The following is a 12910-nucleotide window of genomic DNA, read 5'->3' as shown; positions in this document are numbered from 1 at the left end:
GGGAGTATGTCTTGAGTCACACGCCATGTATTGTATTTTTTTGAGATAACTTCACGTGGAGCAGGGGACAAACGTTTGTGCCGTAAAGTGCCCGCTGCCGATGGGCTGCATCCGCCCTGCTGAGGTACGGAATACTTGAGGGGGCAATACTCGCCGTCGTCGCAGGTGAGGAAGGGCGGTAGACCGTGCGTCCCTGCCGGTTACGCCACCGCCGGGTGTTGGTCATAGCAGGCTTATCAGCGATAATCGCTGTGACAACACAGGATTGCGTGTTGCAAACGGTATCTGTAAGGAGACTTCTGCAAGAATATTCCATGGTGTAGGTGCAGGGTTGCCTGTCACGTTGATTGGTGTAGATCTTACACGGTGTCTATTTTGAGAGACTCAAGAGTGATAACAAGCCTTGCACAAGCCATCCTTCCATGATATGATACTTCGTAACTAATAAGCCAGGGGAGCCTGGGAGAACCGGGCTGAGAGGGTGTCTAGGCGTATCGCCACCGACACCGACCCTTTGAACCTGATCTGGGTTATGCCAGCGGAGGGAGGAGCAGGGTGCAGGTGTATTGCACCGTCTGCATTGCGGAATAACCGTCCTGCCGCGGCAGGGCGGTTTTTTGCTACCTGCCCAATGATGTTCCGCCGTCTGCTGGCGCAAGGAGGCCATGATGACTCTGAACGAGCGGATCGCGGAGTTGCGCGAACGGGTGCGCCAGCAGCGCCCCCTCATTCACCACATTACCAATTTTGTGGTGATGAATGATACGGCCAATGTAACGCTGCACATCGGTGGGTTGCCGGTTATGGCGCATGATCGAGCCGAGGTGGCCGAGATGGTGACCGCTGCAGGTGCGCTGGTGTTGAATGTGGGCACGTTGTCGCCTGATTGGATTGAAGCGATGTTGATTGCCGGTCGGCGGGCAAACGAGCTGGGGATTCCTATCGTGCTCGATCCGGTGGGTGCTGGTGCGACAAGCCTGCGCACGGCGAGTAATCGGCGGTTGCTTGAAGAGCTTCAGATTGCGGTGGTGCGGGGTAATTCCGGCGAGATCGGTGCGCTGGCCGGGATGGGTGGCGTGGTCAAAGGGGTCGAGACGGTGGTTGAGGTCGATGATCCGACCGCAGCCGCGAAGGCGCTGGCCCAACAGTACCGTACTGTGGTTGCTGTTACCGGTCGGCAAGATGTCGTGACCGATGGGAAGCGGGTGTTTCTGGTCGATAATGGTCATGAATGGCTGAAGACGCTCACCGGCACTGGCTGTTCGGCAACCACGGTTATCGCTGCATTTGCTGCAGTTGAGCGCGAGTATCCCTTTGCCGCAGCGGCTGCGCTGGCCTGTTTTGGTCTGGCCGCCGAACTGGCCGCGCCGGCAGCACGTGGGCCGGCAAGCTTTAAGGTGGCCTTTTACGATGCTATCTACCATCTTTCGGCTGATCAGATTCGTGCCGGGGCACGGGTAACTGCTGTTGCAGGGTAGTTTCCCTGATAAGGAAAGGATCTGCCTGTGAGTATCGCCCATATTGTTGACTGGCGGCTGTATGTCGTCACTGATGCCGGGCTGTCGCGAGGCCGTTCACATCGCGCAGTGATTGAAGCGGCGATAGTTGGTGGCGCCACAGTTGTGCAGTATCGGGAGAAGCATGCCTCAACCCGGCAGATGATTGAAGAAGCGCTGGAATTGCGTGATCTGACCCGACGGGCTGGGGTGCCACTGATCGTCAATGATCGGGTAGATGTGGCACTGGCGGTAGATGCTGATGGTGTTCACGTCGGTCAGGATGATATGCCGGTGGCACTGGCGCGACGATTGATCGGCAACAAACTGTTGGGAGTGTCGGCCCACAATCTCAGTGAAGCACTTCAGGCGGTGCGTGATGGGGCAGATTATCTCGGCGTTGGGCCGATCTTCGCCACAACAACCAAACCAGATGCCGCAGCGCCGATAGGCCTGGATGGTTTACGCGCCATCCGGCAACACGTATCGATCCCAATTGTGGCAATTGGCGGTATTAATCAGGCAAATGCTGCTGATGTGATGCGGGCAGGTGCTGATGGAATTGCTGTTGTGTCAGCAGTAGTCGCAGCAGATGATGTCACTGCCGCTGCTCGTCAATTGCGTGCGCTGGTGTCAGTTACTCAGGAGAAGGCGCTATGACGTTACCGCGTTGTCTGACGATTGCCGGTTCTGATTCTGGTGGTGGGGCCGGTATTCAGGCCGATTTAAAAGCATTTGCGGCCCTGGGTGCGTATGGTATGAGCGTACTGACCGCCGTGACGGCTCAGAATACGGTGGGGGTGCAAGGGGTGGTGGAATTGCCGGCAGCGTTTGTCGGTCAACAGATCGACTCGGTCGTTACCGACATCGGCGTCGATGCGGTGAAGACCGGGATGCTGGCAAATGCCGACATTATTGCGGTGGTTGCTGAGAAGGCACGAGCCTATCAGTGGCCTTACCTGGTGGTTGATCCGGTGATGGTAGCCAAGAGTGGACATCCATTGTTGCACCCTGAGGCGCAGCAGGCTTTGATCACGCTGTTGTTGCCACTGGCTACCATCGTGACCCCGAATCTCCCGGAAGCACGGGCACTAACCGGGCTTAACATTACAACTATTGCTGAGATGGAACAGGCGGCACAGATGATCCATGCCATGGGGCCGCGCTGGGTACTGGTGAAAGGTGGACATCTCGAAGGTGATAGTGTTGATGTGCTCTTCGACGGGGCGCAGTATCAGTACTTTACGGCGCCACGGATAGAGACACGACACACTCACGGAACCGGTTGTACTTTCGCCTCGGCGATTGCTGCCGGTTTAGCAAAGGGTCTGTCGGTACCTGATGCAGTTGCACAGGCGAAAGAATACATTACCACCGCTCTCCGTCATGCACCAGGTTTAGGTCAAGGGCATGGCCCGGTACACCATTTTGCCGCGTGGTATGGGGTTGCTGAATAGCAAACTGATACCGAAAGCAAAAGAAATTGAGGGAAGTGTATGCAACCAGAGAGCATCACTTCCCTCAATGAGCGTCAATTCACGCAGAGAAAACAACGTTACTTCTTCTCGACAGTGTTGTTGACAACTCCCATCAACACTTTACCCAGTTCGGCCTGAGCCTCAATCACCCGCTGCATCGCCTCTTGCCAGCTCTGCATCACCTTCTGCATTTGCGTCGTATCCCAACCACGGGCAATCGTGGTCGGATCCGACTTCTTGAGCATCTCGAACCAGCCCTCAATGAAGCGGGTCTGGCTTTCGGTGAAATTGCGGGTCAACTCCAGAACCTGCCGGCTCCATTCCACAACCGAGGTCGGCGATGCTGGATTGAGACCGGGGATTGTGGGGACACCAGGGATAGGAGGCAGATTCGGCATGTTAACGCTGTTCGCGGCGACGGCCTCTGCCCACATGCGGGTCAGCTCGACCTGTGCTTCCAGCGTTTGCTTGACTGTCCCCCGCCAGCTATCGACCGTCTTCTGCCATGCTTCTGGATTCTGCGGGGCTGCCATGTATTGCATTGATGCCATCCAGCTATCCCAGACCTTCTGTTGCGTGCCGGTCCACATCTTGATCATGTCATTCGCCTGCTTCGACCAATCCATTGGTTCCTCCATTCAGCGCTATGCGCTGTCTATCCGTTTTTGATGCCCCACGTTGTGTGGTTCTGTTGTCAGGGTAGAAGAACAGGTTACAGTGGAGTTACTAATCTGTTTCATTGCAACCATTTGACAGACGGAGTGTGAATCTCTACCATACTGAAAAGATCAATCACTGCTGAGTCATACATAGTGCCGATCATGACGATTGCAGGCTGCCAACAGTGATTGCCGGCAACATGAACCGTTCAAAACCAGCAACCAGGGAGGTCGATGATGACCACAATGACAATTGGCACGCTACCGACGTTTGTGCATATTCGTGAAGTAGGGCCGCGTGATGGTTTGCAGAATGAGCCAACGATTCTGACGACGGCGCAGAAGATAACGTTGATTGAGTTGTTGGCAGCGACCGGGTTGCGTGCGATTGAAGTAGGGGCATTTGTGCGTCCGCAACAAGTGCCGCAGATGGCCGATACGGAAGCTGTCTTTGCCGGTATCAAGCGCCAGCCTGGGGTAGTGTACAGTGCAATTGCGCCGAATGTTATCGGAGCGCGGCGGGCAATTGCCGCCGGTGCAGATGTTGTGCAGGTGTTTCTCAGCGCCAGCGAGAGCCATAATCGCAGTAATGTGAATATGAGTATCGAGCAATCACTGGTGCAGGTGGCCGAGATGGCGACGCTGGTGCATGCAGCCGGGAAGCCATTTGATGCGGTGCTGTCGGTGGCCTTCGGCTGCCCGTTTGAAGGGGATGTGCCGATTGAGCGGGTGTTGGATCTGTGTCAGCGCTTGCTCGATTTGGGTGCCGAGCAGTTGACGCTGGGTGATACCACCGGCATGGCTCACCCGCTGTTGGTGCAAGAGGTTGTCAGGGCGTTTCGCGCACGTTTTCCGCGCCAGCCCTTGCGTTTGCATTTGCACAGTGCGCGGGGGGCGGGTCTGGCAAACCTGCTGGCAGCGTTGCAATTGGGTGTCGATCTGTTTGACTCTAGCATTGGTGGTATTGGTGGTTGTCCGTTTGCGCCCGGCGCTCCTGGAAATCTCTGCACCGAAGATGTCACGCATTTGCTGCACGAGATGGGGATTGCGACCGGGTTGAATCTGCCGGCACTCATGGCGACGGCGCGTGAACTTGAACGCATGTTAGGGCACGAAGTGCCGGGACAGACGATTAAAGCCGGTATTTGTAAGCATCTGCGGGACCGCGGCGAGGGTTGAATATGGCAGGTACACATTATGGATCCGCGTGATCGGGTGGTGATTATTACCGGTGCCTCAAGTGGGATTGGGGCGGCGACGGCTCGTTGTTTTGCGGCTGCCGGTGCGCGCCTGGTGCTGGCTGCCCGTTCGCAGGAAGCTTTAACGCAGGTGGCAGCCGATTTGCCGCAGGCGTTGGCAGTACCAACCGATGTGTCCGATCCAGAGGCGTGTATGCGGCTGGTGGAGCGGGCAGTAGCCACTTACGGGCAGGTTGACATCTTGATTAATAACGCCGGGATCGGTCTGACCGGTCCGGTAACCAGGCTGGCACGTGCCGATCTGGAGCGGGTGTTAGCCGTCGATCTGCTTGGCCCAATCTGGTTGACTCAGGCAGTCGTACCGATCATGCGGGCTGGCGGTCGTGGTCAGATCATTAACGTCTCGTCGGTTTTGGCAGTTCAGCCCCTACCCTTTTTAGGTGGGTATGCGGCGGCAAAGGCTGCGCTCGAACAGATCAGCAATGCCTTGCGGATTGAGTTGCACGGGAGTGGGATTGCCGTTACCGTCGTGCGTCCGGGTACGACGCGCACAGATTTCAATCAGCGACGGCTGGGGCGTGGACGCGAGCGCCGACGAATTGCACCGCCGGGTGTGCCACCAGAGGTTGTGGCCCGCACTATCTTGCGGGCAGCGCGCACCGAGCCGCGCCTGGCCTATGTGAGCTGGAGTGATCGGTTGGCCCTCTGGATCGGACGACTGTTTCCCGGTTTGATTGATGCTATCCTGGCGCGCGCGTTTGTCTGGGAAGAGCAGGCTTACCACTAGGTGGGAACGGTTTGAAGAGGGGCAAGTGAGGATGGTAGCGCTATCATTCGTCGTTAGACGTGTATCTCTGGATGTTTGGATCAACACGCTGTAAAATAAGTCATCACACATACCTGTAAATAACAAGCACAGCATATATTGGAATAGGGAGGAACCACCTTGTCCAAATCTCAGGCCCTTTTGCGTCAACCAGCTCTTGATCCCGATGGGCGGCTGCTGGCATTTATCGCCGCCGGTGATGTCTGGCTTGTCTCGATTGAAGGCGGGGTTGCTGAACGCCTTACAGCCCATCCAGCCAGTCATTACGGACCGCGGTTTAGCCCGGATGGACAGCGTATCCTCTTCAGCGCCGGTCGTGATGGGTCTGGTGATTTGTATGTTCTCGACCTGGCGGGCGGCCCACCGCGCCAGATCACGTTTCAAGACGAACAATGCACCCCAGAAGACTGGGCAAACGATGGGGATGCTGTCTTCTTCACCACTGCTATTGAACAGATGGGTTCGGCAATCTATCGGGTGAAGACGAGTGGTGGTACGCCGGCGCCGATCTATCTTGAACCGTATGAACAGCTTGGTCAGGTGGCAGTGTCGCCCGACGGCACAAGGCTGGCCTTTGTCAACATACGCGAGCGTTGGTGGCGACGTGGACCCCATCCCTTCTCCTCGAATGAGATATGGTTAGGACCAACCGATCCCGACTACCGGGCATTGTGCCAGATTGCCGGCCCTTTCGGGCAACGTCTCGTGTACGCAGGCAAACTGGGTTGGCCGTTGTGGGCACCGGATGGTCAGGGTCTGTATATCGTTTGCGATAGCGATGGCAACGAGAACCTGTGGTACCTGCCACTTGGTGAGGGTGAAGCGCGGCAAATAACCCATTTTCGTGATGGACGCTTGCTCTTCCCGGCGATTGCCCGGCGTAACAACGTGATTGTCTGCGAACGTGGTGATGGCCAGTTGTGGCGGATCGATCCGATCAGTGGCGAGAGTGTGCCTGTTCCGATCCGGGTGCGGATAGATAGCAAACGCACACCGGTACGGGTTGAACGCTGGACGAGTGGGTTTAGCGAAGTTCGCCTCAGTCCTGATGGAAAGAAACTGGCGATTGTGGCCCGTGGTGATGTCTTTGCCGATTTTGCCGACAAAGAGACTGACCGTGATCTGCGCCAGGGGCCGGCGTTTCGGGTTACCAATACGCCGGCCCGCGAGTGGAGTATCGCGTGGGCACCTGACTCGCAGCGTTTAATCTATCTCTCCGACCGCTACGGAGAAGTTGAACTATTTGCATACGATTTCAGCAGCGGACAGGAGCAACAACTTACCCGTGATGGTCGGCCCAAGATGTTACCGCGGATTGCACCTGATGGGAAATCAATCGCCTACATCCGCGACCAGCGGATCATCGAGGTGATCGAGGTGACAGATCCGTCACCACGTGAAGTGTGCCAGGCCCGGTTTGCAGTTGCCGCCGATCTTTGCTGGTCGCCCGACTCGCGCTATCTGGCGTTCATCGCCCAGGATGATCGTCTCTTCAGCAACGTCTACATCGTGCCGGCAGCCGGTGGTGAGCCGCGCCAGATTACCTTTCTCAGCAACCTCGATGGCGGCAATTTGTGCTGGTCACCGGATGGGAGCTTTATCATCTTCACTACCGAACAGTACCGGTTAGAAGCGCAGATTGCGCGTGTCGATTTGCGTCCGTCGCAGCCAGTGTTTCGCGAAACAGCGTTTGAACGATTATTTGAAAAAAAGGAGGAAAAACCAACCGAACCCGGCGATCAATCCGCCAAAGAACCAAGAGTGTCTCAACCGCTGACCGAGCCGATTATCTACGAGGGCATTGAACGGCGCTTACGATTGCTGACGCCGCCGCAGATGAACGCGATGGCCGGTCCAATCAGCCCTGATGGCAAAGACCTGCTCTTTCTGGCTTCGGTAGCCGGTAAGGTTGATGTCTGGACAATGCCGCTCGATGAGCCGCGGGCGAATCAACCACCACGGCAATTGACCGCCAGCGACACGCGCAAAGGATTTCTGCAATTTGCTCCGGACGGACGTAGCTTCTACTACCTTGAAGATGGGCAGGTTGTGGTACGCCGCTTTCCCGGTGGGAACGAGCCGAACCGGCTCTCACTGCGGGCTGAGGTTGAAGTAGATTTTCATCGTGAAAAGGAGCAAATCTTCATCGAAGCCTGGCGTGAGCTACGTGATAGCTTCTACGATCCGACCTTTCGTGGGCAGGACTGGCAGGCCGTGCGTGATCGCTACGCATCACTGGTAGGCGCAGTCCAAACTACCGGTGAGCTACATACGCTGATCAATTTGATGGTTGGTGAACTGCGGGCTTCGCATCTGGGCAGTTCCTTTTACAACAGTGAGAGCGAGGATGGCTTCATCGGCATTATCTTTGCCGCCGAACCACTGCTCCGCGAAGGTCGGCTGATCGTCGAACGTAACCTGCCTGATGGCCCGGCGGCGCTGACTGCCGATCCACCGCGTCCCGGCGAAGAGCTGGTCGCAATTGATGGAACGCGGCTCAACGGAACGCTCTCACTGCATAAGCTGCTCTTGCGCAGTGTTGGCCGGCGGGTGCGGCTGGTATTGCGGGCGAATGATGGTACCGAACGCGAAATTGTCGTTCGGCCCATCAATGCCAGTGCGTATGAACAGTTGCGTTACCGTGATTGGGTGTTCAACAATGAACAATATGTTCACACCCACAGTCAAGGCAGGCTTGGGTATGTGCACATTGCCGAGATGAGCTATGCTGCCTATCAACAATTTCTGGTTGATCTCGATGCGGAAACCCACAGCAAAGCCGGTGTCATTATTGATGTACGCTACAATCGCGGCGGCCATACAGCGACATTTATTCTCGATGTCCTGATGCGGCGTTCGGCGCTGCGCAGTGGGTTTCGTGATCTTGGCACGACTGATGCCAGTCATCTGGCGGGTAATCGCGTGCTCGACCGGCCTACAGTGTTGGTAACGAATGAACGCTCGGCAAGCAATACCGAGATGTTGAGTGAAAGCTACCGGCGATTGCGGCTGGGGAAGGTCGTCGGGCGACCAACTGCTGGAGCAGTGATATGGACATACCAGATACCATTGCTCGATGGTTCATGGTTGCGGTTACCGCGGTTGTATGTAGTGACGCCAGAGGGCGAAGATTTGGAGGGACGAGGCAGGCCGGTTGATGTAGAGGCGGTGCGTCCGTTGGGAGAGTGGGCGTATGGGCGGGACAGTCAATTGGATGCCGCAATTGCCACCCTCCTCAAAACCGTTCGTCGGCGGCGAAAGAATGATGTGCCGAACCCGGTGGCAAGCCCAGATACAACATACGAGTAGAAGCTGTCTCAGGTTGCAAAGTCGTGCGACGGCGAGGTGATTGAGCGTTGTGCTCAACGGATAACCCGACCGGATTGATGGAGTTCATTTAGCCTGGTTCTGGTGGAAACCACATACAGGCCACGCATAAGCGGGAGGCAGAGATTGGTGTATGTCATAAGCGTCCGGCATAGAACGCAGAGATACTAAAGCCGAACTTCCGCAATCTAAACAACGTAGTACATGCATCTAAGCGTGGAAATAATTTCGCAAGCGCTTCCCGGCAATTTCGTCGGCAAAGCATACACTATCAGGCGCCAACAACAGTATAATAGGAGCAGGCAATGTGGAACGATTTGACCGACCAGCCAGTCAGATGCATCATGATCGCCAGCGCTGCAACGGGTCGGTTGCGCCATAGGAGCTCTTGTGCAGAAAAGTGAGGTTGAAGATGTCGGCCCTCGCACCCCTCCGCTTCTCAGTCTGTCTCGATATGATCTTCACCGATCGCCCGTTTGAGCAGCGACTCGAACACATTGCCGATCTCGGCTTCCGCGCCTATGAATTCTGGACGCGGAAGGGCAAGGACATGAACATCACCATTGCTCTGCAAACCGCCTTACGCCTGCATTGTGTGGCTATTTTCGGCAGCGAAGCAGCCCCCAATGATCCCGATCAGCGAGCACGCTTTCGTGATGAAGTGACGCGCAGTGCCGCGCTGGCAGTTGATCTGGCCTGTGATAACCTCATCGTTCACGGTGGGATTACCCGGACAGACCTCGATTATGCCACGCAACGCGCCCATCTGGTTGATGCGCTGCATGAGGCTGCCGAGACTGCGGCTGATGCCGGTCTTAATCTACTCCTCGAACCGCGCAACCCGGTCGATCATCCGGGTAGTTTTCTCTGGTCATCTGACGAAGGCTTTGCCATCGTGCGCGAGCTTGGTCAACCGCACGTCAAACTGTTGTTTGATTGTTACCATCAACAGATCAGCGAAGGAAACCTGACCCGTCGCATCCTGGCCAATCTCGATCTTATCGGCCACATCCACGTCGCCGACGTCCCCGGTCGCCATGAGCCGGGCACCGGTGAAATCAATTACGAGCACATCTTTGGCGTTTTGCGTGAACATGGGTATAGTGGCTATGTCGGTCTTGAATATACCCCGCGAATCGATGCGGCGGCCAGTCTGCGGGTGGTGCGGATGATGAGTCAGTGAGCGTGAAGGGTGACATATTGTCACTACTGTGGTTCACTCAGAATGCTATAATAAAGCTAGCCAACGTTCCGACACTGCATCGTAATCACTTTCTGGAGGCTTCATGAACAACGTCTGCCGCATCGGTGTCTTTTACGATGGTTCATACTTTACGTATGCGCAATTCTATTTTTACAGCGAGAAAAAAGTTGGCTGGTTGTCATTTGTTCCCTTTCATCGTCTAATCGAACAATTTGTCAGTAGCAAAGAGCAGCGCTACGCCGCCCACCGGGTTGTCTACGCAAGCTGGCACCAGGGTCTGTTCCATTCAGCGCAAACCAGTGAAAAACAGTTTCAGATTGAGCGTAATCGGCACATTGATTTGGTACATGCCGGCATTGAGCCGAAATATGTGCCAATGCCCCCGAATGGTCAAGAGAAAGGGGTAGATGTATCGCTCGCGATTGATGCCATGGAACGGGCCATGGAAGGCAAGATTGATGTTGCTGTTTTGGTTACCGGTGATGGTGATTTGACGCCGCTGGTTCGGGCACTGATGAAACATGGGGTGCGGGTGGGTCTTCTGTACTTTGAGTATGAATCTTCGCAGCGCACCAGCCATGTGAACAGGCGATTGCTAGACGCCTGTAACTATGCACTGAATGTGAACCAGCTCGAACATACGCCCCAGGCTGCTGCCATCTTCAAAGGGCTATTTCGGCAGCCACAGGGGGTGGTCGCCAGGAATTGATGGTCACGCGAGTCACGCACGAACCAGGGGGCAGGTCTCACGCCTGCCCTTTCTTGTTCAGTGATGTGTTTTTGCGTGGAACGGTCCTGACTCTCTCCCGGTGGCGTGTGTGAACGCTGCGCCGGCGGTTGGCAATGGTTACGGTGTCTGCAATGACTCAGCCAGGTTGCTTTGCGGAGTAGAACCTGTTTCAAAAAAACATCACACCCGGCATCCCCGTGACCAGCCGGGTCAACGGAATACCACGTGCTGGATCGTGAGCACGGCTGGCGCGGCAGCCACGCTGCCGCACTCCACACGCTGCGCCACGCGCATAACACGCAGATAAGGTACCCAATCCAACAAGTGATGGCACTCCACACCCGGCATCCCCGTGACCAGCCGGGTCAACGGAATACCACGCGCTGGATCGTGAGCACGGCTGGCGCGGCAGCCACGCTGCCGCACTCCACACGCTGCGCCACGCGCATAACACGCAGATAAGGCATCCAATCCAACGAGTGATGGTGTTGGCGATGGTTGTCAGCCCTCTCCGCTTTTATACCGGCAGACTGGAAGCAGGATATACTGTTGTTGGTGATTAGCAAGCGTTGATGACCTGTGCAATGGCCGGGTATTACGACAGTACAGCTTTTATGGAATAAATTCGAGCTTCGTAGAAGATTGCAGATAGGATGGGTTCAAGACCTGTTCTGCTACATTACAGAGCTTTCCATTATCACATACTGTTTGATAAGCTCAAAGAGGAGTTCTGGAGCATCGCTGACGACACCTATTGACAACAGTTATGATTCATGATATTGTGTAGTTATTAAATTGACACGTGTAAGTTAACTCGTGTAAATAATGAATCTGCCTCCCTTCCAGCCTTAATAGTTAGGAGGCGTATGTATGAAACGTCCCACGCAAATGGATGTTGCCAGGCGCGCAGGGGTCTCGCGAGCAACAGTTTCTCACGTAATCAATGGTCTGTCTGGGGGACGGGTTCCTATTTCTCCAGAGACTCGGGAACGTGTCTGGCAAGCAATTAAAGAATTAGGATATGAACCTGATGCCGGAGCCAGAGCGTTACGATTGGGTAAGTCAAGGACCATCGGACTAATTATGCCAGATTTGTATAATCCTCATTTTTGGGAAAATGCTGAAGGTGTAGAGCAGGAAGCACGTGCAAATGGATATCGGTTGCTTCTTTGCAGTATGAACCTAAACATTCAATATGGTGAAGATGCATTCAAGGATTTAGTTGGCCGGCGAATTGATGCATTGATCTTAATGGGTTCATTTGTTTACGAGTCAGAAGAAGCCAGGAATACATTAATCCGTAGCTTAGAGCGAGGTTTACCCATTGTGGAAATAAGTGATAGAGTTACCAAAGATTACCTGGCAGATTGTGTATTGTCTGATTATCGTGCAGTAGCAGCAGCAGCGATGCAACATCTCATAATGCTAGGACACCGACGAATAGGTCTTATCTACGGTGTAGCTAATTCGAGCTTAGCAGAAGATCGTCTGATACCCTACAAGAAAAGTCTTCAGGCTGTTGGGATACCAATTGATGAGCAGCTTATCGTACATTGTGGTCCAACTATTGAGGAAGGATATCGGGCAGCCATTCACCTTTTACAGAAACCGAATCGGCCAACAGCGATTGTAGCAATAAACGATTTATTGGCCATAGCAGTTTTGCGTGCGGCTGGTGATATGGGGCTACGAGTTCCTGCTGATGTATCGTTGATAGGTTTCGATGATATTGCAATTGCTAATTATCTCATTCCTCGCCTGACAACTGCGGCAAAAGATGCAGTGCAACTCGGTCGTGAAGCGGTGAAATTGGCTTTGGCAAGGTTGCGTGATCCAAAACGACCAAGACAAGTTATCGAGGTGCCAGCTCGACTTATTTTGCGTGAGTCGACCGCACCACCATCGTGTTGATACACGTGTAAAGAGTGTATACAGGTGTTAGGAGATGCCGATGATCTTGGCGGATGGCGGCATCTCCTACAGTCGGACAT

General features: G+C 54.8%; 10 protein-coding genes and 1 riboswitch. Of the genes, 9 read left to right on the top strand and 1 reads right to left on the bottom strand.

From position 1 onward, the window contains the following. The first annotated feature begins 441 nt into the window (after positions 1-441). A riboswitch (TPP riboswitch) is annotated at positions 442-564 on the top strand. Positions 565-668: 104 nt separating this feature from the next. Genes thiM through thiD form a run of 3 tightly spaced genes read left to right on the top strand, consistent with a single transcriptional unit; the run spans position 669 to position 2953 of the window. After that, complete coding sequence (gene thiM / locus CAUR_RS01915; RefSeq protein WP_012256281.1) at positions 669-1478, top strand: hydroxyethylthiazole kinase; 810 nt, start codon at positions 669-671, stop codon at positions 1476-1478. A gap of 27 nt (positions 1479-1505) precedes the next feature. After that, on the top strand, positions 1506-2156 hold the full coding sequence (gene thiE, locus CAUR_RS01910) for a thiamine phosphate synthase (protein WP_012256280.1): 651 nt from the start codon (positions 1506-1508) through the stop codon (positions 2154-2156). After that, positions 2153-2953 carry a bifunctional hydroxymethylpyrimidine kinase/phosphomethylpyrimidine kinase gene (gene thiD, locus CAUR_RS01905; protein WP_012256279.1) on the top strand — a complete coding sequence of 267 codons (801 nt, stop codon included), beginning with the start codon at positions 2153-2155 and terminating at the stop codon, positions 2951-2953. The genes thiE and thiD overlap by 4 nt, the downstream gene beginning before the upstream one ends. Positions 2954-3051: 98 nt before the next feature. Here the strand turns inward: thiD and CAUR_RS01900 are convergent, their stop codons facing one another. Then, complete coding sequence (locus CAUR_RS01900; RefSeq protein ID WP_012256278.1) at positions 3052-3600, bottom strand: hypothetical protein; 549 nt, start codon at positions 3598-3600, stop codon at positions 3052-3054. Positions 3601-3867: 267 nt separating this feature from the next. On the opposite strand from CAUR_RS01900, the gene CAUR_RS01895 reads away from it, so the two are divergent. The 6 genes from CAUR_RS01895 (at position 3868) to CAUR_RS01870 (ending at position 12830) form a co-directional block, all read left to right on the top strand. Then, entirely contained in the window at positions 3868-4812 is a 945-nt protein-coding gene (locus tag CAUR_RS01895; RefSeq protein WP_242605026.1) for a hydroxymethylglutaryl-CoA lyase, read from the top strand. 18 nt (positions 4813-4830) lie between these two features. Then, positions 4831-5619: an SDR family oxidoreductase gene (locus CAUR_RS01890; protein ID WP_012256276.1), complete on the top strand. Its 789-nt coding sequence runs from the start codon at positions 4831-4833 to the stop codon at positions 5617-5619. A 159-nt stretch (positions 5620-5778) separates the two neighbouring features. After that, entirely contained in the window at positions 5779-8967 is a 3189-nt protein-coding gene (locus CAUR_RS01885) for a S41 family peptidase (RefSeq protein WP_012256275.1), read from the top strand. Positions 8968-9397: 430 nt separating this feature from the next. Beyond that, complete coding sequence (locus CAUR_RS01880; RefSeq protein WP_012256274.1) at positions 9398-10168, top strand: hydroxypyruvate isomerase family protein; 771 nt, start codon at positions 9398-9400, stop codon at positions 10166-10168. A gap of 103 nt (positions 10169-10271) precedes the next feature. Beyond that, the gene (locus CAUR_RS01875; protein WP_012256273.1) at positions 10272-10898 is read left to right on the top strand and encodes an NYN domain-containing protein; all 627 of its coding nucleotides are present in this window, start codon (positions 10272-10274) and stop codon (positions 10896-10898) included. Between the two features lie 891 nt (positions 10899-11789). Next, complete coding sequence (locus CAUR_RS01870) at positions 11790-12830, top strand: LacI family DNA-binding transcriptional regulator (protein ID WP_012256271.1); 1041 nt, start codon at positions 11790-11792, stop codon at positions 12828-12830. The last annotated feature ends 80 nt before the right edge of the window (positions 12831-12910 follow it).

The organism is Chloroflexus aurantiacus J-10-fl (assembly GCF_000018865.1).
Lineage (GTDB): Bacteria > Chloroflexota > Chloroflexia > Chloroflexales > Chloroflexaceae > Chloroflexus > Chloroflexus aurantiacus.
This window is presented reverse-complemented; position numbering and strand designations above follow the sequence as displayed.